The sequence below is a fragment of the Kitasatospora sp. NPDC092039 genome, from assembly GCF_044756065.1.
Taxonomy (GTDB): Bacteria; Actinomycetota; Actinomycetes; order Streptomycetales; family Streptomycetaceae; genus Kitasatospora.
In genome coordinates this window covers 39,516-63,421 of sequence record NZ_JBIVSD010000007.1, presented here as the reverse complement: position 1 = coordinate 63,421, position 23,906 = coordinate 39,516, and the positions used below count along the sequence as shown (strand labels likewise).

At 74.5% G+C, this 23,906-nt stretch carries 22 protein-coding genes; 14 read left to right on the top strand and 8 right to left on the bottom strand.

Annotation, left to right across the window (positions count from 1 at the left end):
* Positions 1-162: 162 nt before the first annotated feature.
* The 5 genes from paaA to paaE are packed head-to-tail and all read left to right on the top strand — an operon-like array spanning position 163 to position 4,343.
* On the top strand, positions 163-1,239 hold the full coding sequence (gene paaA / locus ACIQI7_RS16120; protein WP_401109883.1) for a 1,2-phenylacetyl-CoA epoxidase subunit PaaA: 1,077 nt from the start codon (positions 163-165) through the stop codon (positions 1,237-1,239).
* Positions 1,236-1,553, top strand: coding sequence for a 1,2-phenylacetyl-CoA epoxidase subunit PaaB (gene paaB / locus ACIQI7_RS16115; RefSeq protein ID WP_387757691.1), 318 nt, complete (start codon positions 1,236-1,238; stop codon positions 1,551-1,553). The genes paaA and paaB overlap by 4 nt, the downstream gene beginning before the upstream one ends.
* Before the next feature lie 13 nt (positions 1,554-1,566).
* Positions 1,567-2,493: a 1,2-phenylacetyl-CoA epoxidase subunit PaaC gene (gene paaC, locus ACIQI7_RS16110; RefSeq protein ID WP_401109880.1), complete on the top strand. Its 927-nt coding sequence runs from the start codon at positions 1,567-1,569 to the stop codon at positions 2,491-2,493.
* Positions 2,487-3,110, top strand: coding sequence for a 1,2-phenylacetyl-CoA epoxidase subunit PaaD (gene paaD / locus ACIQI7_RS16105; protein ID WP_401109878.1), 624 nt, complete (start codon positions 2,487-2,489; stop codon positions 3,108-3,110). The genes paaC and paaD overlap by 7 nt, the downstream gene beginning before the upstream one ends.
* Complete coding sequence (gene paaE, locus ACIQI7_RS16100) at positions 3,111-4,343, top strand: 1,2-phenylacetyl-CoA epoxidase subunit PaaE (protein ID WP_401109875.1); 1,233 nt, start codon at positions 3,111-3,113, stop codon at positions 4,341-4,343. It begins immediately after the preceding gene.
* Positions 4,344-4,346: 3 nt separating this feature from the next.
* Here paaE and ACIQI7_RS16095 read toward each other — a convergent pair whose 3' ends face one another.
* A complete protein-coding gene (locus ACIQI7_RS16095; protein WP_401109872.1) occupies positions 4,347-5,525 on the bottom strand; it encodes an NAD(P)-binding domain-containing protein in 1,179 nt (392 codons plus the stop codon).
* A 153-nt stretch (positions 5,526-5,678) separates the two neighbouring features.
* The gene (locus tag ACIQI7_RS16090) at positions 5,679-6,050 is read right to left on the bottom strand and encodes a YbjQ family protein (protein WP_387757697.1); all 372 of its coding nucleotides are present in this window, start codon (positions 6,048-6,050) and stop codon (positions 5,679-5,681) included.
* 124 nt (positions 6,051-6,174) lie between these two features.
* Here ACIQI7_RS16090 and ACIQI7_RS16085 point away from each other — a divergent pair, with 124 nt between their 5' ends.
* Together ACIQI7_RS16085 and ACIQI7_RS16080 are read left to right on the top strand one after the other, a co-directional pair.
* Positions 6,175-7,104, top strand: a complete 930-nt coding sequence (locus ACIQI7_RS16085) for a hypothetical protein (protein WP_401109869.1) — start codon at positions 6,175-6,177, stop codon at positions 7,102-7,104.
* A gap of 160 nt (positions 7,105-7,264) precedes the next feature.
* Positions 7,265-7,996, top strand: a complete 732-nt coding sequence (locus ACIQI7_RS16080) for a peptidyl-tRNA hydrolase (protein WP_401109866.1) — start codon at positions 7,265-7,267, stop codon at positions 7,994-7,996.
* 115 nt (positions 7,997-8,111) lie between these two features.
* Here ACIQI7_RS16080 and ACIQI7_RS16075 read toward each other — a convergent pair whose 3' ends face one another.
* The 3 genes from ACIQI7_RS16075 to ACIQI7_RS16065 form a co-directional block, all read right to left on the bottom strand.
* Positions 8,112-8,855: a hypothetical protein gene (locus ACIQI7_RS16075; protein ID WP_401109863.1), complete on the bottom strand. Its 744-nt coding sequence runs from the start codon at positions 8,853-8,855 to the stop codon at positions 8,112-8,114.
* A gap of 89 nt (positions 8,856-8,944) precedes the next feature.
* Positions 8,945-9,751, bottom strand: coding sequence for a hypothetical protein (locus ACIQI7_RS16070; RefSeq protein WP_401109860.1), 807 nt, complete (start codon positions 9,749-9,751; stop codon positions 8,945-8,947).
* Positions 9,748-10,665: an ABC transporter ATP-binding protein gene (locus tag ACIQI7_RS16065; protein WP_401109857.1), complete on the bottom strand. Its 918-nt coding sequence runs from the start codon at positions 10,663-10,665 to the stop codon at positions 9,748-9,750. The genes ACIQI7_RS16070 and ACIQI7_RS16065 overlap by 4 nt, the downstream gene beginning before the upstream one ends.
* A 305-nt stretch (positions 10,666-10,970) precedes the next feature.
* Between ACIQI7_RS16065 and ACIQI7_RS16060 the strand changes: the two genes are divergently transcribed.
* Positions 10,971-12,266 (top strand): sensor histidine kinase, encoded by a 1,296-nt coding sequence (locus ACIQI7_RS16060; protein ID WP_401109854.1) that lies wholly within the window; start codon positions 10,971-10,973, stop codon positions 12,264-12,266.
* Positions 12,267-12,310: 44 nt separating this feature from the next.
* A complete protein-coding gene (locus ACIQI7_RS16055) occupies positions 12,311-12,970 on the top strand; it encodes a response regulator (RefSeq protein ID WP_401109851.1) in 660 nt (219 codons plus the stop codon).
* A 131-nt stretch (positions 12,971-13,101) separates the two neighbouring features.
* On the opposite strand, the gene ACIQI7_RS16050 is transcribed toward ACIQI7_RS16055, so the two are convergent.
* The 3 genes from ACIQI7_RS16050 to modA form a co-directional block, all read right to left on the bottom strand.
* Entirely contained in the window at positions 13,102-14,178 is a 1,077-nt protein-coding gene (locus ACIQI7_RS16050; RefSeq protein WP_401109848.1) for an ABC transporter ATP-binding protein, read from the bottom strand.
* Between the two features lie 175 nt (positions 14,179-14,353).
* Positions 14,354-15,163, bottom strand: coding sequence for an ABC transporter permease (locus ACIQI7_RS16045; protein WP_401110486.1), 810 nt, complete (start codon positions 15,161-15,163; stop codon positions 14,354-14,356).
* Positions 15,164-15,285: 122 nt separating this feature from the next.
* Positions 15,286-16,128 carry a molybdate ABC transporter substrate-binding protein gene (gene modA, locus ACIQI7_RS16040; protein ID WP_401109845.1) on the bottom strand — a complete coding sequence of 281 codons (843 nt, stop codon included), beginning with the start codon at positions 16,126-16,128 and terminating at the stop codon, positions 15,286-15,288.
* 335 nt (positions 16,129-16,463) lie between these two features.
* Here modA and ACIQI7_RS16035 point away from each other — a divergent pair, with 335 nt between their 5' ends.
* From ACIQI7_RS16035 to ACIQI7_RS16015, 5 genes are all read left to right on the top strand, one after another.
* Positions 16,464-17,531, top strand: a complete 1,068-nt coding sequence (locus ACIQI7_RS16035) for an RNA ligase (ATP) (RefSeq protein ID WP_401109843.1) — start codon at positions 16,464-16,466, stop codon at positions 17,529-17,531.
* A gap of 120 nt (positions 17,532-17,651) precedes the next feature.
* On the top strand, positions 17,652-19,055 hold the full coding sequence (locus ACIQI7_RS16030) for a cytochrome P450 (RefSeq protein ID WP_401109840.1): 1,404 nt from the start codon (positions 17,652-17,654) through the stop codon (positions 19,053-19,055).
* Positions 19,056-19,467: 412 nt separating this feature from the next.
* Positions 19,468-20,331, top strand: coding sequence for an MHYT domain-containing protein (locus ACIQI7_RS16025; RefSeq protein WP_401109837.1), 864 nt, complete (start codon positions 19,468-19,470; stop codon positions 20,329-20,331).
* Positions 20,332-20,453: 122 nt separating this feature from the next.
* Positions 20,454-23,468, top strand: coding sequence for a nitrate- and nitrite sensing domain-containing protein (locus tag ACIQI7_RS16020; RefSeq protein WP_401109834.1), 3,015 nt, complete (start codon positions 20,454-20,456; stop codon positions 23,466-23,468).
* Positions 23,465-23,875: a roadblock/LC7 domain-containing protein gene (locus tag ACIQI7_RS16015; RefSeq protein WP_387757718.1), complete on the top strand. Its 411-nt coding sequence runs from the start codon at positions 23,465-23,467 to the stop codon at positions 23,873-23,875. Before ACIQI7_RS16020 ends, ACIQI7_RS16015 begins: the two co-directional genes overlap by 4 nt.
* Positions 23,876-23,906: the final 31 nt, after the last annotated feature.

Here is a 23,906-nt window from a genome sequence, read left to right as displayed (position 1 = left end):
CAGATGACAGCTGACAGATTCTGAAATCTGTCAGCTGTTATCTGTTCCGCACCTTGCCATCCCTCCGCCCCGCCGCGCAGAATGGTACCGACCGAACGGTCAGTCGGTTGGTCGGCCGGTACTCCGGCGACCCGACCGGGCAGGACACGAGAGGGGACCGTGGTGACAGCAGAGGTGGCCGAGGCGGTCCCCGCGCAGACGCCGGAGGACCGGTTCGAGGCGGTCGTCGCCGCCGAGCAGCGGATCGAGCCCAGGGACTGGATGCCCGACGCCTACCGGGCCACCCTGATCCGCCAGATCGCCCAGCACGCCCACTCCGAGATCATCGGCATGCAGCCCGAGGGCAACTGGCTGACCCGGGCGCCGTCCCTGCGCCGCAAGGCCATCCTGCTCGCCAAGGCCCAGGACGAGGCCGGCCACGGCCTCTACCTCTACGCCGCCGCCGAGACCCTCGGCGTCGACCGTGCCGAGCTCACCGAGAAACTGATCTCCGGCCGCCAGAAGTACTCCTCGATCTTCAACTACCCGACCCTCACCTTCGCCGACGTCGGCGTGATCGGCTGGCTGGTGGACGGCGCCGCGATCTGCAACCAGGTCCCGCTCTGCCGCTGCAGCTACGGGCCGTACGCCCGCGCGATGGTGCGGATCTGCAAGGAGGAGTCCTTCCACCAGCGCCAGGGCTACGAGCTCCTGATGACGCTGATGCGCGGGACCGAGGGCCAGCGCCGGATGGTGCAGGACGCGGTGGACCGATGGTGGTGGCCGTCGCTGATGATGTTCGGCCCCTCGGACGCCGACTCGCCGAACTCCGCCCGCTCGATGGCCTGGCGGATCAAGCGGCACAGCAACGACGAGCTGCGCCGGCGCTTCGTCGACATGACCGTCCCGCAGGCCGAGCACCTGGGCGTCACCCTCCCGGACCCCGAACTGCGCTGGAACGAGGAGCGCGGCGGCTGGGACTTCGGCGAGCCGGACTGGTCCGAGCTGACCAGGGTCATCCACGGCCAGGGCCCCTGCAACACCCAGCGGATCGACCGCCGCCGCACCGCGCACGAGGAGGGTGCCTGGGTCCGCGAGGCGGCCGTCGCCTACGCGGCCAAGCGTGCTGCCGAAGCCGCCCAGCCCGTCGACGCCGCCGGACCTGCCGAACCTGCCGAACCCACCGAAGCCGTCCAACCGACCGAAGCCGTCGAACCGGCCGAAGCCGTCGGACCCACCGAACAGGAGAACGGAAAGTGACCGACCCCCAGGTTGGCTCCCCGGCCGGGTCCAAGGCCGGCTGGCCGCTGTACGAGGTGTTCGTGCGCCCCCGGCGCGGGCTGAACCACGTCCACGTCGGCTCGCTGCACGCCTCCGACGACCGGATGGCCCTGCTCGCCGCCCGAGACCTCTACACCCGCCGCAACGAGGGCGTCAGCCTCTGGGTGGTCCGTTCGGACGCGATCACCGCCTCCACGCCGGACGAGCGGGACCCGTTCTTCGAGCCCAGCGGCGACAAGGTCTACCGCCACCCGACCTTCTACGACATCCCCGAGGATGTCCCGCACATCTGACGGGGGAGCCACCGTGCACGACCACACCACCTCCACCACCGGCACCGGCGCGGGCGCCGACCAGGACGACCACGTCTACCTCAGCCTCGTCGACGCCGCCCCCGGCCCCGAGGGCGAGGGCCGCTGGGCGTACGGGACGGGCTTCGCCGACCCGCTGCTCGGCGTGGACACCGCGCTGCCCGCCGGACTGGACGGTGCCGACCTCGCCGCCTACTGCCAGATGCTGGGTGATGACGCCCTGGTCCTCGCGCAGCGGCTGATCGAGTGGTGCACCCGGGCGCCCGAGCTGGAGGAGGAGGTCGCGCTCGCCAACCTGGGCCTCGACCTGCTCGGCCAGGCCCGGCTGCTGCTCACCCGGGCCGGCCAGGCGGACGGCACCGGTCGCACCGAGGACGACCTGGCGTACTGGCGGGAGGAGCACGAGTTCCGCAACGTACGCCTGGTGGAGACGCCGAACGGCGACTTCGCGTACTCGATCGCCCGGCTGCTGCTGTTCGCCACCGCGCGCGGCGCCCTGTACGAGGCGCTGAGCGGGCACCCCGATCCGGTGCTGGCCGCGGTCGCCGCCCGGGGGGTCAAGGAGCTGGCGTACCACCGGGAGTACGCCACCGCCTGGACGCTGCGCCTCGGCGACGGCACGCCGTACTCCGCCGAGCGGATGCAGGCCGGGTTGGACGCCGTCTGGCCGCTGCTGGAGGAGCTGTTCACGGCGCACCCGGTGGAGCGGCGGGCGGGCGTCGACCCGGCGACCCTGCGCGAACCGGTGCTGGGCTCGATCGCCGCGGTCCTCGCCGAGGCCGGACTGACCGTGCCGGACGTACCGCCGCTGGCCACCGTCCTCGGCCGGGGCGGCCGGGACGGCGTGCACACCGAGGCGCTCGGTCCGCTGCTAGCAGAACTCCAGGTGGTGGCCCGCGCCCACCCGGGGGCGACATGGTGACGGACGACGTGCCGATGGGACCGGCGCCCGCGACGGGTACGGCGGGCCCGGCGGGTACGGCCGCCCCCGCGGCACCGGAGGGCCCGACGACCCGCGACCTGGCCTGGGCGGTCGCCGCGGCCGTCCCGGACCCGGAGCTGCCCATGCTCACCCTGGCCGACCTGGGCGTCCTGGCCGAGGTCGAGGTGGACGGCGGCAGCGGCACCGTGACCGCCTGGCTGACCCCGACCTATTCGGGCTGCCCCGCCGTCGCCGAGATGGCCGCCGACGTGGACCGCCGGCTGCGCGCGGCCGGGTACCCGGACGTCCGGGTGCGGCTGCGGCTGGACCCGCCGTGGTCCACCGACCTGATCACCGCCGAGGGCCGCCGCAAGCTCGCCGAGGCGGGCATCGCCCCGCCGCGCCCGACCGCCGCCCTGGCCGTGGCCGCCGCGGCCGGACCGGTGGCGCTCACCCTCGGCCCGACCCGTACCGGAACCGCCGAGAGCCGGGTGCCCTGCCCGCTCTGCGGAGGTACGGAGACGGAGGAGCTGTCCCGCTTCGGCTCCACTGCCTGCAAGGCGCTCTGGCGCTGCCGCGCCTGCCGGGAGCCCTTCGAACGCGTCAAGGAGATCTGAATGTCCGCCGCCGTCTCGCCCGCCGCCGCCGACACCCAGGCGTCCGACGTCCAGGCTCCCGCTACCCCGGCTCCCGACGCCCAGGCTCCTGCTATCCCGGCGCCCGACGCCCAGCCTTCCGGCACCCCGGCTCCCGGCATCCGCCCCGCCCGCCGTCCGACCTTCCACCGGCTGCGGATCGACCGGGTCGAGCGGCTCTGCGAGGACGCCGTGGCGGTGACCTTCGCGGTGCCGGACGGGCTGGCGGAGGAGTTCGCCTTCCGGCCGGGGCAGACCCTGACGCTGCGCAAGCTGGTCGACGGCGTCGACGAGCGCCGCTCGTACTCGATCTGCGCCCCGGTGGGCGGGCCGTTGCGGATCGCCGTCCGGGAGGTGCCCGGCGGGCTGTTCTCGCGCTGGCTGGTGCGCGAGGCGAAGCCGGGCGAGGAGGTGGAGGTGCTGACGCCGTCCGGCCTGTTCACCCCCGAACTCGGCGTCCCGGCCGACCACGTGCTGCTCGCGGCCGGCTCCGGCATCACCCCGATGCTGTCGATCGCCGCCTCCGTGCTGGCCGCCGACCGCCGCTCCACCGTCACCCTGCTCTACGGCAACCGGCGCAGCGACACCGTGATGTTCGCGGACGAGCTGGCCGACCTGAAGGACCGCTACCTCGGCCGCTTCCAGCTGGTCCATGTGCTCTCCCGGGAGACCAGGGACGCCGAGCTGCTCAGCGGCCGGCTGGACCCGGAGCGGGTACGGGCCCTGCTGGCCGCGCTGGTGGACGTCGGGAGCGTCGGGCACTGGTGGCTGTGCGGCCCGTTCGGCATGGTCGTCGGGGCGAAGGACCTGCTCGCCGAGCTGGACGTGCCGGGCGAGCGGGTGCACCAGGAGCTCTTCCACGCGGAGGACGAGCCGCTCCCGGAGCGCGACGAGGACTGGGACCGCGGCGACGCCTCGGCCGACGGCGCGTCGGGCCCGCAGAGCGAGGTCACCGTCGTCCTCGACGGCCGCGGCAGCACGCTCTGCCTCCCGCGCGACCGCTCGATCCTGGACGGCGCCCAGCGCTCGCGCCCCGACCTGCCGTTCGCCTGCAAGGGCGGGGTGTGCGGCACCTGCCGTGCGCTGGTCACCGAGGGCGAGGTGGAGATGCGCCGCAACTTCGCGCTGGAGGAGAAGGAGCTGGCCGCCGGCTACGTCCTCACCTGCCAGGCCCGCCCGGTCACCGAGCGGGTGACCGTCGACTACGACCGCTGAGCCTCAGACCACGGCGGCCTCCACGACCGGCGCCCCGGCCGCCGGGCTCCCGGGTGTCGGCTTCCCGGGAGCCGGGCTCCCGAGTGTCGATCGCTGCGGCACCGGCGTTCCGAGCGTCGAGTCCCCGGCCGCCGGATCCCCGAGCAGCTTGACCAGGTCGTTGACCGCCGCACGGCCGGCCCGGTTGGCGCCGACCGTGCTGGCGGACGGGCCGTAGCCGACCAGGTGGACACGGGGATCGGCGGTGGCGCGGGTGCCGGTGAGCGCGATGCCGCCGCCGGGGGAGCGTAGCCCGAGCGGGGCGAGGTGTCCGACCTCGGGCCGGAAACCGGTCGCCCAGACGATCGCGTCCACCGCCAGTTCCTCGTCGCCCCAGGCGACCCCGTGCTCGGTGAGGCGGTCGAACATCGGCCGGCGGTGCAGCGCGTCCAGCTCCTCGGCGCGCCGGTAGGCGACGGACGGGCCGAGCCCGGTCACGCTCACCACGCTGCGCACCGGCAGGCCCTGCCGGACCCGCTCCTCGACCTTGGCGACCACCGCGCGCCCGTACTCGGGGGTGAACGGTCCGTCGTGGTAGACGGGCTCGGAACGGGTGACCCAGACCGTCTCGCCGACGGCGGCCACCTCGGACAGCACCTGGACCGCCGAGGCGCCACCGCCCACCACCAGCACGCGCCTGCCCGCGAACTCCTCGGGGCCGCGGTACTCCGCGTAGTGCAGCTGGCGCCCCGCGAAGTGGCCCGGGTAGTGCGGGAGGAAGGGGCGGGTCCAGGTGCCGGTGGCGTTGATCAGCGAGCGCGTGGACCAGGTGCCGCGGTCGGTCTCGACCAGCAGTCGGGAGTCGGGGCCTGCGGACTCGGCGCGTACGGCGCGCACCGTGACCGGGCGTACGACCGGGAGCGCGTGCCGGGCTTCGTACGCCGCGAAGTACCCCGGCACCACCTCGCGCGCGGGGGCCTCGGGGTCCGGCGGCGGGAGTTCGGCGTCCGGGAGGTCGTGGAAGCCGTGCACGGTGGCCATCCGCAGGGACGGCGAGCGGTGCGCCCAGGCGCCGCCGGGACCGGCGTCGGCGTCGAGCACGACGAAGCCGCCGTCGGCGCCCGCCCGATAGGGGGCGAAGCCGCGGCGGCGCAGGTGGTAGGCGGCGGACAGGCCTGCCTGCCCGGCACCCACCACCAGCACGTCAACGCGTCCCTGAACGCTGTTCGTTGCACCGTAAACAGTCACGCTGGTGAAACATCACCGGTGCGGTGGCTGTTCCCTGCCCCCGTCAGCGGGGGCGCGAACGCACACCCGGGAGCGGACCCGCTGAACGGGGACGCACGGATGAGAACGTCAGGAAACCGGCGAGATGACCGCGGCGGTGCCGTAGGCGCAGACCTCCGTGCCGACGTCGGCCGCCTCCGTGACGTCGAAGCGCATCATCAGGACGGCGTTGCCGCCGCGCGCCTTGGTCTGCTCGATCAGCCGCTGCATCGCCTCGTTGCGGCTCTCGACCAGGGTCTTCGTCAGACCGCGCAGCTCGCCGCCGATCAGCGACTTCAGACCGGCACCGATCTGGCTGCCGATGTGGCGGCTGCGCACGGTCAGCCCGAAGACCTCGCCGATCACGTGGTCGACCCGGAAGCCGGGGATGTCGTTGGTGGTCACGACCAGGACGTCGGCGTTCGGGCCCTGCCCGCCGCCGTACTCGTTGATGTCAGCCATGGGACTCATCCTGCCAAGTTCCTGCGTCCGAGTGACCCAGGCAGGGCCGGACGGTGGCCGAGAAGGCGTCCGGAAGCTGGTCCCGACCGGTGATGGGGGGACCGAAAGGCCGTACCGTTAGCCCATGGGCGAGCGAAGCGATCATCCACAGGGGCCGGGCGCGGCGGAGGACTCCGGCGCGCAGGAGATCGAGGCGACGGTGGTGCTGGGCCTGCGGATCACCGACTGGCCGGCCCTGCGCGCGGCCGCGATCAGGGCCGTCGAGGAACTGGAGTTCGAGGGCATCGACCCGGCCGGCCAGCGCCGCGAACTGCTGCGCGAGGTCGCCGAGGACGCCAACGCGGCGCTCGGCGCGCTGCTCCATCCGGACCGGCTGGTGGCCGCCATCCCCGGGGTCGAGGCGGTCGGCGGAACGCTGGAGATCAGTGTCACCGAGGACTTCACACCCGACTTCGCCGACCTGTTCCCGCTGGAGGGCGACGAGGAGGACGGCGGCGCGGGCGCGGACTGGACGCTCACCCCGCGCACCGCCTGCCTGCTCCACGCCCAGCTGATCGGCCTGGCCGACGCCGCGTACGACGACCTCGACGAGCACGGGGACGAGCCCGTCGCCGACGGCGAGGACGTGGACTGGACGGTCTTCGCCCGGCTTCCCGAGCGCACCTGGCGGATGCACCGGGGCTGGCGCCGTGCGATGGCCCGGGCCTTCGACGACCTCGCCGACGACCTCGCGCTCGGCGAGTGGCCGCTGCCGCGCTGCCTGGCGGAGGAGCTTGCCCTCCGGATGGCGCTGGTGGACGCCCGGGCGCTGCTCGGCGCGCAGCCCGAGTCGGTGGCGGACATGATGGGCGACCTCCCGGCCGACCTCTACGACTACGACTGGGACGGTTGCCACGACGAGCTGTTCGGGGTCTACGGGCCGGACGACGGCGATGCGGAGCTGGGGGCGGAGCAGCGCGCGGAGGCGCTGCTGGCGGCCACCCACCCGGAGGGCTGGTTCCTGATGTACGAGGACGCGGAGGAACGGGACCCGCAGCGCGGCTTCCGGCGTTGACGGGGCGGGCCGAACCGGGCCGAACCGGGCGGGACGGGGCGGGCCGAACCGGGCGGGACGGGGCGGGCCGAACCGGGCGGGACGGGGCTGGCATCCTGGACGGGTGACTTCTCCTACCGATCCCGACGCCCCTACTTCCGCTTCTCCGGCTCCGGCCTCCGTGATTCCCGCTCCTGCGGCCGACCCTGCCGACGCCGTTGACCTTGTCGACGCCGCGGGGCGCGAGGGCCGTGATGAGCGGCCGCAGTACGTGCTGCCGCTGGTCGTCCGGCTGGAGCGGGCCACTCCGCCGGGCCGGACGGACGCGCTGGAGACCTCGGCGCGGGCGGTGCTCACGCTGCTGGCCGACCCGCGGGTGACCGGGGCGGACGGCGAGTGGGCGGAGCGGGTCGCCGCCTGGGAGGACGCCCGGATCCGCAAGGTGGTCCGGCGGGCCCGGGGTGGGGAGTGGCGTCGGGCGGGCGAGCTGCCGGGCATCACGGTGCACGGGCGGGAGGCCGAGGTGCGGGTGTTCCCGCCGGTCCCGCTGGACGGCTGGCCCAAGGAGCTCGCCAAGCTCCAGGTGTCCGGGACGGACCTGGAGGAGACGGCGGAGGCCGGGGCACCCGAGCCGGGGCTGCCGGTGCTGTGGCTCAACCCCGAACTGGAGATGAGCGCGGGCAAGACGATGGCGCAGACCGGGCACGCCGCCCAGCTCGCGTGGTGGCGGCTGGACGAGGCGCAGCGCAAGGAGTGGGCAGAGGCCGGCTTCGCGCTCGCGGTCCGGACGGCCTCGCCGGAGGCGTGGGAGGAGCTCGTCCGCAGCGGACTGCCGGTGGTCCAGGACGCGGGCTTCACCGAGATCGCGCCGGGCAGCTGCACGGTGATCGCGGAGCACCCGGCGCTGCGGTGACGGGGTGGCGGGCGGCAGCGGACGGATGACAGCTGACGGATGACAGCGAACAGCTGACAGATTTCGAAAGCTGTCAGCTGTTCGCTGTCATTTGTTCGCTGTTCCTCGTCGCCCCTCAGCTCTGCTCGTACCGCCGCATCGCCCGTAGGCCGCCGTATGCCGCCAGGGCGGTCCAGAGCGCCATGATCAGCAGCCCGGTCCAGTGACCGTAGTGGATGCCCGCCTCCGGTTGGGTGCGCGTCGCGTACAGGCCGGCCCGGTCGGGCAGGAACTGGCCGAGTTCGCGGACGCCGGGGACGGCGGCCAGCCAGGTGGTGCCCAGGAACACCATCGGCGTCAGCAGGCCGAGCGCGGCGCTGAAGTTGCCCAGCACGGCGGTCAGTCCGAGGCAGAGCAGCACCATCATCGGGTGGTACAGCACGCCGGCCAGGAAGCTGCGGGTCAGGCCCGGCGTGGAGAGATCCAGGCCGACGGTGGTGCCGACGGCCAGGAAGGAACCCACCGTCGAGGCCAGCCCGAGCAGCAGGCCCAGCCCGGCGCCGAGCGCGAGCTTGGCACCGTACAGCCGGCCGCGTCGGGGGACGGCGGTGAGCGAGGTGCCGATCATGCGGGTGTTGAACTCCTGCCCGATCAGCAGGATGCCGAGGCAGGCGACCGCGACGTGGCCGAAGAGCAGCCCGTAGAAGATCCCGCCGGCCGGGTCCTCGCCGACCGTGTGGTCCTTCGTCCCGTAGGCGGCGTTGACGGCCGCCGTGACGCCGACGGTCAGTACCAGGGCGACCACTGGGGCCGCCCACTGCGAGGGCAGGGTGGTGAACTTGACCCGTTCTGCGCGCAGCGCGTCGGCCATCGTGCTCATCGTCGCTCCCCTCTCCCGTCTCCCATGTCCCGTCTCCTGTGGCGCGCTTCCCGGCCTTCTCTTCCGCCCGAACTCCCTTCCCTCCGGGCTCACTTGGCGCGCCGCATCGCCCGTAGGCCGCCGTACGCCGCCAGGGCGGTCCACAGTGCCGTGATCAGCAGCCCGGTCCAGTGGCCGTAGACGACCTGCGGGTCGTCGGCGTACCGCAGGGCGTACCGGCCGGCCCGGTCGGGCAGGAACTGGACCACCCGGCGCACTCCGGGCACGCTGCTGAGCAGCGGCGAGACCAGGAACAGGGACGGGACCAGCAGGCCCATGGCGGCGGTGAGGTTCCCCAGCAGGGCGGTCGTGCCCAGGCAGAACACCACCAGCATCGTCTGGTAGAGCACCCCGGCGACGGCGGTGCGGACGAAGGCGTCCCCGTCCCAGTCGGCCGGGACGGTGGCCGCGTACCCGGCGAAGGCGCCGGCGGTGGCGACGGCGCCGACCGCCAGCCCGACCAGCGTTCCGAGCGCCAACTTGGCGCCGTACAGCCGGCCGCGTCGCGGGACGGCGGTGAGCGACACACCGATCATGCGGGTGTTGAACTCCTGGCCGATCAGCAGGATGCCGAAGCAGATCAGCGCGGCCTGACCGAAGTTGAGGCCGTAGAAGACGCCGACACCGGGGTCGTCGGTGAGGCTGTCGTCCTTGCCGCCGAGGGCCGCGCCGACGGCGGTGGTGACGCCGACGGTGAGCACCAGAGCGAGCAGGGGCGTGATCCAGAGCGAGCGGAGGGTCGTGAGCTTGATCCACTCGGCGCGCAGGGCGTTGACGGCAGGTGCCCCGGCGGAGGTCACTGCAGGAGTCCCGGCCGGCGTTGCGGCAGGGGTGGCGGCGGGGGTCGGCGCGCTCATGCGGCGGCCTCCGCGCGGTACTCGACGCTGTCGGCGGTCATCCGCATGAACGCGTCCTCCAGGGAGTCCTGTTGTACGGCGATCTCGTACAGCACCACGCCGTTGGCGGCGGCGAGCGCGGCGATCCGCTCGGGTTCGGCGCCGCTCACCTCCCAGGCGCCGCCGTCGACCTCGGTGGCGCCGAAGCCGTGACCGGGGTCGCGGAGCAGGGCGGCGAGCTTGGTGGGGTCGACGGCGCGGACCCTGATCCGGGTCCGGCCGTGGCGGTCGATGAATTCGGCGGTGGCGGCGTCGGCGAGCAGCCGACCGCGCCCGATCACTACCAAGTGGTCGGCGGTGAGCGCCATTTCGGTCATCAGGTGGGAGGAGACCAGCACCGACCGGCCCTCGGCGGCCAGGTCGCGCAGCAGGGTGCGGATCCAGCGGATGCCTTCCGGGTCCAGACCGTTCACGGGCTCGTCCAGCAGCAGGACCGGCGGGTCGCCGAGCAGCGCGGCGGCCACCCCGAGGCGTTGGCGCATGCCGAGGGAGAAGCCCCGGATCCGCCGTCCGGCGGCGTCCGCCAGGCCGACCTGGCCGAGCACCTCGTCGACCCGCCGGGCCGGCAGTCCGTTGCTCGCGGCGAGCCAGCGCAGGTGGCCGTGCGCGGTCCGGCCGCCGTGCAGCGCCTGGGCGTCCAGCAGCGCTCCGACCGTCCGCAGCGGGTCGGGGAGTTCGACGTACGGGCGCCCAGCGACCAGGGCCCGCCCGGCGGTCGGCCGGTCGAGGCCGAGGACCAGGCGCATGGTGGTGCTCTTGCCGGCGCCGTTCGGGCCGAGGAAGCCGGTCACCACGCCGGGCCGCACCTCGAAGGTCAGGTCGTCGACGACACGTCGGCCGTCGTACTCCTTGGTGAGGCCCTGGATCTCGATCACGGCCCGCTCCCTTGTCTCGTCGTCCTGGCGGTCCCCGCCGGAGCCTGCTGTGGTCGGCCCCGGGCGGTGGCCCCATTCGACCGGAGCGGGCCGGTGCGGCGGATCCCGCCGTGGCGGGGAGCCGCCTCCCTCTCGGGAGGGAGGCAGCAGGCGACCGGCGCGGGAGCCGGTGACCGGGGCCGACCTGGCAGGATGAGCCAATGTCCAAGATCGCAGCGTCCAAGTTCGCAGCGCTGAAGAGCGCGGTGTCCGCAACCGTGGTGCCAGGTCGCGTGGCGCCGGGGCATGCGGCGCCGGGACGCGCGGTGTCCGGGCTCGTCGCACCCCTGGTGGCCGGTGCCACGTACGCGCGACTGCTGCACCTGCTGGTCGGGTGGGTTTTCGCGGGCATCGTCCTGATGGTCTATCCGGGGACGGAGGACAAGCCGCTCGACGAGATCGTGATGAAGAGCATCGCGTTGGACGCCGTGCTGCTGGCCCTGTCCGCGCTCGTTCCGGCTGCCCGGCGGGCCGAAGGCGTGCAGGCCCGGCTGCTGCTGGTGCCCGACCGTGAGGAGGACATCGCCACCGAGCCCTCCCGCACGCGGGCCGACCGGTGGCGCACGGCCGGCTGGCTGATCGGCCGGGTCGCGCTCGGTTCGGTGGTCGGCTTCGCACTGATCCTCGTCCTCGCCACCTGCTACGAGCGGCTGACCGGTCCGCTGGCGCTGTGGTACCTCCCGCTCGCCCCGGTGGTGGCGATCGCCTTCGGCTGGTTCGTGGTTCACGCGGGCCGCCTCCAACTCGCCATGGCGGTAAGGCTGCTGGGCCCCTCCCCGGCGGAGCGGCTGGCCGAGGCGGAGCTGCGGGCCGAACGGCTGCTGGAACGCAACCGGTTGGCCAGGGAGCTGCACGACTCGATCGGCCACGCCCTGACGGTGACGGTCCTGCAGGCGGGAGCGGCGCGGGAGGTCGGAGACCCGGTCTTCGCGGCCAAAGCGCTCGAAGTGATCGAGGAGACCGGCCGCCGGGCCATGGAGGACCTCGAACGCACCCTGGTGCTGCTGCGTGAGACCCCGGCCGGAGCGGACGGCGTGGCCACCGAACAGCCCGGGATCGAGCAGCTGCCCGCGTTGTTCGACACCGCCCGGGCGGCCGGCAGTCCGGTGGAGGCGAGGATCGAGGTGCCGGCCGGCACGCTGCCCGGGGTGCTCTCCCGCGAGTCGTACCGGATCGTCCAGGAGGGTGTCACCAACGCGCTCAAGTACGCGCCCGGCGAACCGCTCGACGTCCGGATCGCCGTACGGGCCGGCCGGTTGGAGCTGCGCTGCGCCAACCGGCTGCCCGGCACCGGGCGTTCACCGGCCGACCCGGCTCGGCACCCGGCGGGTACGGCGGGCCGGGGCGCAACGCGCAAGGGGGGCAAGGGACTGCGCGGCATCCGCGAGCGCGCCACCCTGCTCGGCGGGGAGTCGACGGCAGGGCCGGTGACGGGATCGGCGGTGGGGCCGATCGTGGGGCCGATCGCGGGGTCGGCGGTGGCGTCGACTCCGGGGTCGATGGGGGAGGGGAGCGGGGAGTGGGTGCTGAGCGTCCGGTTGCCCCTACGCTTGGGCTCGTGACGAACGATCTTGGGGCGCGAGGTCCGGCCGGGGGGACCGCCGGGATGACCGACATCCTGCTCGCCGACGACGAGGAGCTGGTCCGGGCGGGCCTGCGGGCGGTCCTGGAGGCGCAGGGGGACCTGCGGGTGGTCGGCGAGGCGGCCGACGGCGCCGAAGCGGTCTCCCTGGCCCGCGCGCTGCGACCGCACGTGGTGCTGATGGACGTCCGGATGCCCGTCCTGGACGGCCTGGCGGCCACCCGCGAACTGCTGCGCCCCGGCGCCCCGGGGGAGCGCCCGCCGCGGATCCTGGTCGTGACCACCTTCGAGAACGACGACTACGTCTACCAGGCGCTGCGTGCGGGGGCCGACGGCTTCCTGCTCAAGCGCACCCGCCCGGCCGAGATCGCCCAGGCGGTACGGCTGGTGGCGGCGGGCGAGTCACTGCTGTTCCCGGCCGCGATCCGCCGCCTCGCGGCCGGGCACGGCAACCCGACCGCCCGGGCGGCCATGGAGCGGGCGGCGCTGACCGAGCGCGAGGCGGAGGTGCTGCGGCTGGTCGCGCGCGGCCTCAGCAACGGGGAGATCGCCGAGCAGCTGTTCCTCGGCGTGCAGACGGTGAAGACGCACGTCAGCAGCGTGCTGGCGAAGCTGGGCGCGCGGGACCGCACCCAGGCGGTGATCGCGGCGTACGAGTCGGGGTTCGTCGAGCCGTCGGAGTGATCCCGCCGGGATCCCCGTCGGAATGCCGCCGGAAGCCGTCGGAACCCCGCAGCAACCCTGCCGGAACCCGAGACCCCGCCGGAACGGTCCCGTCGGGGTGGATCCGCGGACGTGACGCCGTCGGCGGCCCGTCAGGCCGGATAGGCATGGGTCTGGGTGGCCTTGACCGAGGCCCAGACCGCGACGCCGGGCGCCAACTCCAGCTCCGCGACGGCGGCGGGGGTGAGGTCGGCGGCCATCGGCAGGTCGCCGGCCAGCTCGGCGCGGACCTGGTCGCCGTGCAGGTCCAGCCCGGTGACCTCGGCCCTCCACAGGTTGCGCGCGCTGGTCCGCGGGCGCTCCCGGTAGAGCGTCACGGCGGACGGCGGGAAGGCGACGAAGGCCGGACCGTCCAGCTCCTCGGCGGTGGCCAGGACGGTGCCGTCGGGGAGCGTGACCCGGGTGCCGTCGGCCCGGCCCTGGTACAGGTTCAACCCGACCAGCCGGGCGATGTAGTCGGTGCGCGGACGCCGGGCGACCTCCGCGGGGCTGCCGGACTGCACCTCGTGCCCCTCCTCGATCACCACCAGCCGGTCGGCCAGCACCATGGCGTCCAGCGGGTCGTGCGTCACCAGCACCGCCACCGCCTCGAACTCGGCCAGATGGCGCCGCAGTTGGGCCCGTACGTCGAGCCGGGTGCGGGCGTCCAGGGCGGCCAGCGGCTCGTCCAGCAGGAGCAGCCGGGGGCGTACGGCGAGCGCGCGGGCGAGCGCCACCCGCTGGGCCTGGCCACCTGAGAGCCGGCCGGGGCGGGCCGAGGCGTGGTCGGCCAGGCCCATCCGCTCCAGCCAGCCGGCCGCCTCCGCCCGCGCCTCGCGCTTGGGACGGCCCTGGCAGCGCGGGCCGAAGGCGACGTTGTCGAGCGCGCTGAGGTGCGGGAACAACAGGTAGTCCTGGAACACCACACCGACCGGCCGCTCCTCTGCCGGGGTGTGCACGCGCTGCGCCGGGTCCTCCAGGAGGCGGCCGTCCAGGCGCAGGTGGCCGCCGGTGAGCGGGAGCAGCCCGGCGAGGGCGCGCAGGGCGGTGGACTTGCCGGCGCCGTTGGGGCCGAGCAGCGCCACCACCTCGCCGGGGGCGGCGGTGAGGGAGAGGTCGAGGGCGAAGGCGGGGCGCTCGACCCGCAGGCGGGCGTCCAGCGCGGGGTCGGGGAGACGGTCGGTGCTCATCGGGGCGACGTCCAGGTGTCCAGGTTTCCCGTGTGTCCGGTGCATCCGGTGTGTCCAGCGTGTCCGGTGCATCCAGCGTGCTCGGTGCGTCCGGTGCGTCCGGTGCGTCCGACGTGCTCGGTGCGTCCGACGTGTCCGGTGCGTCCGGTGAACGGGGGAGCGGGTGCGGGCGGGGTCACGGCGTCGACAGCCAGCGGTCGCGCAGGCCGACCAGGACGGCCACGGAGACCACCAACAGCACCAGCGACAGGGCGATCGCCGCCTGGGGGTCGGACTCCATGGCCAGGTAGACGGCCAGCGGCATGGTCTGGGTGCGGCCCGGGAAGTTGCCCGCGAAGGTGATCGTCGCGCCGAACTCGCCGAGCGCCCGGGCCCAGGCCAGGACGGCCCCGGCGGCGATCCCCGGGGCGATCAGCGGCAGGGTGACCCGCCGGAAGGCGGTCAGCCGGGAGGCGCCCAGGGTCGCGGCGGCCTCGTCGTAGCGGGGGTCGGCGGCCCGCAGCGCGCCCTCGACGCTGATCACCAGGAACGGCATCGCCACGAAGGCCTCGGCGATCACGACCCCGGTGGTGGTGAACGGCAGCGTGATGCCGAAGGCCGAGTCCAGCCAGGAGCCGACGATGCCGCGCCGCCCCAGCACCAGCAGCAGCGCCACACCGCCGACCACCGGTGGCAGCACCAGCGGCAGGGTGACCAGCGCCCGGATCACCCGTCGGCCCGGCAGCTCGGTGCGGGCGAGCAGCCAGGCCAGCGGGACGCCGAGGACCAGCGACACCGCGGTGGCGGCGGTCGCGCTGATCAACGACAGGCGCAGCGCCTCCCAGACGGCGGTGCTGGTGAGCTGCTCGGACAGGCCGCTCCAGGGCGCCCGGATCAGCAGACCGACCAGCGGCAGGATCAGGAAGGCGAGCCCGAGCAGCGCCGGGAGCAGCAGGGTGACCGGGACGCGGTGCGGGCGGCGGCTTCGCGGGCGCCGCCGCGGCAAGGCCGGCGCCGGCCCTGCCTGCGCCGCTCTTGCCGGCGCCGCTCCCGCCGGGCCGTCGGCGGTGGTGCGTGCCTGGTGGTCCCGGTCCGGGTGGTTCGCCCCGGAGCCGGAAGTGCGGTCGTTCACGGCGCCTGGAAGCCCGCCGCGGTCAGCACCTGCCTGGCCTCGGGCGACTGGACGAACGCGACGAACGCGGCGGCGCCGCCCTTGTTCGGCGCCTTGGCGAGGGCGGCGATCGGATAGTCGTTCACGGCCTGCTCGGCCTCGGGGAAGTCCACACCGTCGATCTTCGCAGCATCGGCGTGCACATCGGTCCGGTACACCAGCGAGGCGTCGACCTCGCCGAGTTCGACCTTGGTGAGCGCGCCCTTGACGTCCTGCTCCAGGGTGACCGGGGTGAGGCTGACGCCGGCGGCCTTGAGCGCGCTCTGTGCGGCGGCGCCGCACGGCACCTCCTTCGCGCACAGGGCGACCTTCACACCGGAGGCGGTGAGGTCCTTGAGGCCCGCGATGCGCTTGGGGTTGCCCTTGGGCACGGCGATGGCGAGCGTGTTCCGGACGAAGGTCGCCGGCTGTCCAGCGGCACCGCCCGCGTCCGTCACGGTCTTCATGGTGGCGGGGCTGGCGGCGGCGAACACGTCGGCCGGGGCGCCGGAGTTGATGCTGGTGGCGAGGCTGGAGCTGCCGCCGAAGTTGAAGGTGACCTTGGTGCCCGGGTTGGCGGCCTCGAACTTCCCGCCGAGCTCGGTGAAGGTCTCCTTGAGCGACGCGGCGGCGAAGACGGTGACGGTGCCGGAGGCCTTGGGGACACCGCTGCCGGCACCGCCCGGGGAGGAGTTCGAGGAGGCCGAGGAGCCGGAGGACGTGCCGCCGTCGCTGCCGCAGGCGGTGGCGCCGAGGCCGAGAACGAGGGTCGCGGCGACGGCGACGGCGAGCCTGCGGCTGGTGGGCGTACGAGTGGTCAACGGTGCTTCCCCTCCAGGGCGCGCGCCGGACGGGGCGCGAGGGACCGGCCGCAGCTGCGGCCATGACGGCGATCATAGTGCCGCACATGCGAGCGATGAACCCCCTGTCGGTTCGCACAGGCGGGGGCGGTGCGAGGCCCTCGGCGGCTGTGGGATGGCGCGAGCGGCCCCCGTGGAGAGCGAGGCGGGAAGGAACGGGCGGCGGTGGTGGTGTGGGGCGCGCGGAAATTGCGTCGCGCCGTCGGTGGTCGAACGGCGAGAGTGGTCGCCGTCCGTACACGCGGCCGGGTCGGCCGAGCCACCGCCGCGGCCGAATCAAGGGGAGGAGTCCGTCCATGTCCACGCTGCGCGTCACCGCCGAGAAGCTGATCATCCTGGAGCACCCGAACGCCGATGCCCTGGAGCTCGCCCAGGTCGGCCTCTACCGGGCGGTGGTCGCCAAGGGCGTGTACCGGACCGGCGACCACGCCGTCTACATCCCCGAACAGTCCGTCCTTCCCGAGGAGTTGATCGAGGAGCTGGGGCTGACCGGCAAGCTGGCGGGCGCCGGGGCGAACCGGGTGAAGGCGGTACGGCTGCGCGGCGAACTGTCCCAGGGCATCGTCTGCAAGCCCGCGGCGCTCGCCGGCACCGACCTGGCCGCCGCGGCCGAGCACGGCGAGGACTTCGCCGAGCTGCTCGGGGTCGTCAAGTGGCAGCCGCCGGTGCCGACCTCGATGAGCGGCGACGTGGTCAGCGCGCCGGACCTGCTGCCCTGGGTGGACATCGAGAACCTCAAGCGCTACCCCGACGCCTTCGAGCCGGGCGAGCCGGTGGTGCTGACCGAGAAGCTGCACGGCAGTTGCTGCCTGGTCACGTACGTCGCCGCCACCGGTGAGGTGCGGGTGTCGTCCAAGGGCATCGGCGCGCAGGGGCTGGCGCTGGCCGAGGACCCGCGCAACCTGTACTGGCGGGCGGTGCGCGCGTACGACATTCCGGCGGTGGCGGCCCGGCTGGCGGAGCGCCTCGGGGCCGAGCGGGTCGGCATCTTCGGCGAGGTCTTCGGCGCGGGCGTGCAGGACCTGGGGTACGGTGCCTCGGCGCGCACCGAGCGGCCCGGCTACGCGGCCTTCGACGTGTCGGCGCTGGTGGACGGTCAGCTGATCTGGCTGTCGGCGGCCGAACTGCTGGACGGTCAGCTGCCGTTGGTGCCCGAGCTGTGGCGCGGGCCGTTCGACCCGGAGACCGTGCTGGGGTTCGCCCGCGGCAAGGAGACCGTCTCCGGGCGTGGACTGCACCTGCGCGAGGGCGTGGTGGTGAGGCCGGTGGCCGAGCGGTGGAGCCCGTTGCTCGGCGGGCGGGCGATCGCCAAGGTGGTCAGTGACGCTTACCTGACCCGCAAGGGGGGCACCGAATACGAGTGAGGCGGGTCCGGATCCGGCCGGGCGAGGTCGGCCCGTCGGAGGGTCCGGGCGCGGCTTCTTTCGGTGCTGACTGCCCGTCGGTGTGACTGGCGGGCACATCCCTGTGCAGAAGGAGTGCCGATGACCACCGACGTCATCCCCGTTCCCGTTCCCGGCCCCGTGCCCGCCCCCACCTCCGCGATACCCGTCCCGGCCGGGAACCCCCTGGTCGGATCGCTGTTCGACCTCACCCGCCGTCCGCTGCGCAGCTACCTCGCGGCCCGCCGCGACCACGGGGACGTGGTGCGCTTCCAGGCCGGGCCGCCCGGGCTGCGGGCCGACTTCTACGGAGTGTTCTCGCCCGACGGGGTCCGCCAGGTGCTGGCCGGCGAGGCGGCCAACTTCCGCAAGGAGAACTCCTTCTACGACGAACTCCGGACCAGCGTCGGCAACGGGCTGCTGACCAGCCAGGACGCCGTCTACCAGCGCCAACGCCGAATGGTCCAACCGCTGTTCACCCGGCGCCGGGTGGACGGCTACGCGGACGCGCTCGCGCAGGAGGCGCAGGCGCTCGCCGAGCGCTGGCGGGCGGTGCCCGGCGGGGTGGTGGACGCGGCGGAGGAGACGTCCCGGTTCGCGCTGCGGGCGGTCGCGCGCATCCTGTTCGGCGCCGACGTGGAGCAGGCGGTGGCGGTGGTGCACCACAGCTTCCCGGTGCTCGGCGAGTACGTGAAGGAACGCGGCTACGCGCCGGTCCGCCTCCCGCGCACCTGGCCGACCCCGTCCAACCGGCGCGGCGCCCGGGCCCAGCGGGCGCTGTACGGGGTCTGCGACCGGATCATCGCCGAACGGGCCGCGCGCGGCGGCGACGAGGACGCGGACGACCTGCTCGCCCTGCTCGGACGGGCCCGCGACGACGACGGCGAGCGGCTGGACCCGGCCGAACTCCGCGACCAGGTCCTCGTGTTCCTGCTCGCCGGGCACGAGACCACGGCCACCGCGCTGGCCTTCGCACTGCACCTGCTGGCGCTCCACCCGGAGCAGCGGCGGCTCGCCCGGGAGGAGGCGCGGACCGTCCTGGCCGGGCGGGCGCCGACGGCGGCGGACCTGGACGCACTGCCGTACATCACCCGGGTGCTGAAGGAGGCGATGCGGCTCTACCCGTCGGCGGCGCTGGGCGGGCGGCGGGCGGTCGCGGAGACCGTGATCGACGGGTACGTGATCCCGGCGGGGGCGCAGGTCGTCGTCGCGCCGTTGGTCACCCACCGGCACCCGGACCACTGGGTGGACCCGGAGCGCTTCGACCCGGACCGCTTCCTGCCGGAGGCGGAGCAGACTCGGCACCGTTACGCCTGGTTCCCGTTCGGTGGCGGGCCGCGGGCCTGCATCGGGCAGCACTTCTCGATGCTGGAGGCGGTGTTGGCGCTGGGGGTACTGCTGCGGGACTTCGACGTGGAGGCGGTGGACCGGCGGGTGGCGCTCGCCCAGGGGATCACGCTGCGGGCAGCGAGCCCGATGCGGATCCGGGTGACGGCGGGGGACTGACGGTCGGCCGGGGGACGGACGGCGGTCGGCAGGGGTGACAGCTGACAGAGTTCAGCGGACAGATGACAGATTTCAAACTCTGTTATCTGTCCGCTGTCTTTTGTCCGCTGTCGGCTGTCAGCTGTCCGTTCCCGGGGTGACCGTCGCCGGTCCGGCCGGTGAGCCGACTGGCCCGCCGAGCGCCCTGCCCACTGGGCACACGACAGGCCCATTCGAACACACCGCCCTCGCACCGCGGGCAGCTTTTCAGATCTTTGTCTGACCGATTCCGGCCCCTCGGTAGCGTCCCACGCACCCCAGACCGGAAGCGCACATGCGATTGGCATATGCCATTCGTGTGCAGTCCGCCCGGCCCGGGGAGCCCGGGCGCACCGTGTACCGCCCCGGGCCCGACCGGTCGACCGGAGGTCCCATGGGCACCCTCAACCATCTCAGCCTCGGCTGGCTGACCCCCGTCCTCTCGTACCTGATGGCCTGCGCCGGCGCCGCCCTCGGGCTGCGCTGCACGCTGCGCGGCCTGGCCGCGAGCGGCCCGGCCCGCCGGAACTGGCTGATCACGGCCGCCGCCGCGATCGGCTCCGGCATCTGGACCATGCACTTCGTCGCCATGTTCGGCTTCACCGTCGACGGCACCGAACTGCGCTACAACGTCCCGCTGACCGTCCTCAGCCTCGTGGTCGCGGTGCTGGTCACCGGCCTCGGCCTGACCGTGGTCTGCTACGGCCGGCACCGCGGCCTCTCCCTGCTGTCCGGCGGCGTCACCACCGGCCTCGGCGTCGCCGCGATGCACTACCTGGGCATGGCCGCCCTCCGGATGCACGGCGGCCTGCACTACGACGCCGGGACGGTCGCACTGTCCGTGCTGGTCGCGGTCGGCGCCGCCACCGCCGCGCTCTGGGCCGCCGTCACCATCCGCAACGTGTACGCGGCGGCGGCCGCCGCGATGGCCATGGGGCTGGCCGTCAGCTGCATGCACTACACCGGCATGGCCGCCGTCCACGTCCGGCTGGAGCCGACCCGGACCGGGCTCGGCGGGGTCAGCCCGATGGAGTTCGTCTTCCCGCTCGCCGTCGGGCTCGGCTCGTTCCTCTTCCTCGCCTCCGCCTTCGTGGCGCTCTCGCCGACCGCCCAGGAGCGGGCCGGCTACCGGGAGTTGGGCGGGCTGGGCGCCGAGGAGCCGCCCGCCGCGGCCCAACGCCCCGAGCCTGCCTGGCGCGAGCCCGCCCGGGCCGAGGCCGGGCACCGCGACACCGGGCGGCACGACCGCGCCGCCTGAGCCACGCCGCCTCCACGCCGTCCGCGCCGCCGCCTCTGCCAGCGCCGCCGCCAGCGCCGCCTCCGCCCGCTGTCCCGCCGTCCTACCCTCCCGCTCCCCCCCGCCCGAAAGGCCGCTCACCCATGCGAGAAGACCGCGGTGTCGCCCCCGGCGCCCGTCGGGGTGCCCACGCCGGGCCGCCCGCCCGACCACCGCGCCCCGGCCCGTGGTTGCGCGGGCTGCGCCCCCGGACCGTCCGCGCCCGGATCATCGCCCTGCTGATGGTCCCGGTCGTCTCCGTCATCGCCCTGTGGGGGTTCGCCACCGTCACCACCGCCCAGGGCGTCTGGGACCTGCTGCGCCAGCGCGACGCCCAGCGCACGCTGCTCACCCCCGTCGCCGAGACGGTCGCCGGGCTGCAGGCCGAACGGACCGCCGTCGGCCAGTTGCTGACCGCCCCCGCGAGCGCCCCCACCGCCGCCCGGGAGAGCGCCCTGCGCCAGGCGGTGGCGGCCACCGACCGGGCGCTCATCCCGCTCTTCCCGGACGCCCGTCGTCCCGACCAGGGCTACAACCGCGCCGATGCCCAGGGGCTGGGCGGTGACGCGGCCGCCCGGCTGGACGCCCTCGGAAGCTCGCTCGCCGCCCTGCCCGCCCTGCGCGACCGGGTGTTGGCCAGGAGCGTCGGCTGGCCCGAGGCGTACGCCGCGTACGGCGAGGCGGTGGACCGGGCGCTCGCCGCCGCCGGTGCCGTCACGCCCCTCCAGAACGGTCGGGTGGCCGCCGACGCGCGGGTGCTGCTGGAGCTGGCCCGGTCCCGGGAACTGCTCGCCCGCGAGGACGCGCTGCTGCGTGCCGCCCAGCTCTCCGGCGGGCTCGGCGACGACCAGCTGCGGGAGTTCACCGGTGCGGTCTTCGCCCGGCGCGAGTTCGAGCGGGTCGCCGCCGCCGACCTGCGCCCGGCCGACCGGGAGGCGCTGCTCGCCGTCACCGGCGGTCAGGACCACCGCGAGCTGACCGGGTACGAGGACCGGGTGCGGACGGCCGTCGACGGACGGGCCGCGGTCGAGGCGGTGCCGGCCGACCGCTGGGCGATGGTCGCGGGCGACCTGGCCGGCGGGCTGCGGACCGTCGAGGACCAGGTCGGGCGGCTTGCCGCCGAGCGCCAGGACCCGTACGCCCTGGGCCTGTTCACCCCGGCCGGGATGGCCGTGCTGCTCGGTCTGGTCGGTGTGGTGGCCTCGCTGGTGATCTCGGTGCAGATCGGGCGCGGGCTGGTCACCGAGCTGATCGGCCTGCGCAACTCGGCACTTGAGCTGGCCGAACGCAAACTGCCCGCGACCATGCGGAAGTTGCGCGCGGGGGAGGAAGTGGACGTCGAGGCCGAGGTGCCCCGGCCGGTGGAGCGGGGCGACGAGATCGGCCAGGTGCACCGGGCGCTGGGCACCGTCCAGCGGGCGGCCGTCACGGCGGCGGTCGAACGGGCCGAGGTGCTGTCCGGGGTCTCCGGGGTGTTCGTCAACCTCGCGCGGCGCAGCCAGGTCCTGGTGCACCGCCAACTCACCCTGCTGGACACGATGGAGCGCCGCACCGACGACCCGTCCGAGCTGGCCGACCTGTTCCGGCTGGACCACCTCACCACCCGGATGCGCCGCCACGCCGAGGGCCTGATCATCCTCTCCGGCGCCGCCCCCGGCCGGGGCTGGCGCCGGCCCGTCCCGCTGGTGGACGTGGTGCGCGCGGCCGTCTCGGAGGTCGAGGAGTACGCCCGGGTCGAGGTGCACCCGCTGCCGCGCGCCGCGGTGGTCGGTCACGCGGTCGCCGACCTCACCCACCTGGTGGCCGAACTGGTCGAGAACGCCACCGGGTTCTCCCCGCCGCACACCCGGGTGCACATCCGGGGCGAACGGGTCGGCAACGGCTTCGCGCTGGAGATCGAGGACCGCGGCCTCGGCATGGGCCCGGAGGTGCTGGCCTCGGCCAACCGCCGGATCGCCGCCGCCGAGCAGGGAGACCTCTTCGACAGCGACCGGCTCGGCCTGTTCGTGGTGAGCCGGCTCGCCCGGCGGCAGGACGTCAAGGTCTCGCTGGTCACCTCCGCGTACGGCGGCACCACGGCCGTGGTGCTGCTGCCGACCACGCTGCTGGCCGACGAATCGGCGGCGGCGGAGGCGGCGGATATGGCGGAGGCGGCGGAGACGGAGGACGTGCGGTACGGCTTCGGGCCGGTGACGCCGCTGCCGCCGGCGGCAGCGGATGCGCCGTTCGCCGGGCTGTCTCAACCAGTCGGGCCGGAGCGGGACTTCGCGCCGGTGCGCGGTCGCGTGGAGGGTCCGGCGGGCGGTCCGGGTGGCGGCGCACCGGTCGGTGAACCGAGCAGGGATCCGAGCGGCGGCGCGGCCGGCGACCTGATCGGTGACCCGGCAGGCGACCCGAGGCATCGGGAGCACCCGCGGGGCAGGGTGAACGACGGACTTCCGGCGGTGGGTGGGCCGCCGCCGGAGGGTGGGGCGCTGCTGCCGTTCGGCGCCCGGGGCGGTGGCTCCGGGCCGGTGCGCCGCACTCCCTTCCGGGCCTCCGGCGCCCGGGCGGCCGGGCCGGTCGCGGACGGTGGCGCGGGTGCGGCCGCCCGTCCCCAGGCCGGGCCGCCGCAGTCGCACGGTGCGGAGCCGTACCGTACGGAACGCCGTCCGGAGCCAGCGCCCGGGGCCGGCTCGGACGGCCGACGAGTAGACGGTCACCGAGTAGACGGTCACCGGGGCGACGGTCACCGAGCAGGCCGGGTAACCGGTCACCGGGCCGATCCGGGCCCCGAGGAGTTGCCGCGCCGGACCCGTCAGGCGAGCCTCGCGCCGCAGCTGCGCGAGGCCCCGGCCCGTCCGACCGCGCACGGCCGTCGTACGGCTGCCGCCTTCTCCGCCGCTGCCTCCGCCTCGGCCTCCACCAGTGCCTTCGCCGAATCCGGCGCGGGTGACGGCTACGGCGCCGCGGGCCGCAGCCCCGAGGAGGCGCGGGCCGCGATGTCCGCCTTCCAGAACGGTTGGGCGCGCGGCCTGGACCCCGAGGGCCGGCGGGACGGGCAGCCCGCCGACCTTCCGCAGCCGCCGCGGGTGAGCCACCACCAACCCCCGTCCCGATCCGAAGGAGAGCGTCCGTGATCGCCACCACCCACCGCGCGGGGGAGCTGAACTGGCTCCTCGACGAGCTGGTCCAGCGCGCCCCCGAGCTCCGCTTCGCCGTGATGCTCTCCGCCGACGGCCTGGCCATGGGCACCTCGGCCGGTCTGCCGCGCGAGGACGGCGAGCACCTGGCGGCCGTCGCCTCCGGCTTCCACAGCCTGGCCAAGGGCGCCGGCCGCCACTTCGGAGCGGGTGAAGTCCGCCAGACCATGGTCGAGTTGGAGGGCGGCTACCTGCTGGTCGCGGCGGCCGGGGAGGGCACCTGCCTCGCCGTGTTCGCCACCGCCCGGGCCGATCTCGGGCTGATCGCCTACGAGATGGCCAGGCTGGTCCGCCGGGTCGGGGAGCACCTGGGCGCCGCGCCAAGGGCGGTGGGCGGACGGTGAGTCCGGTGCCCCGCCCGTACCGGGGGCGACA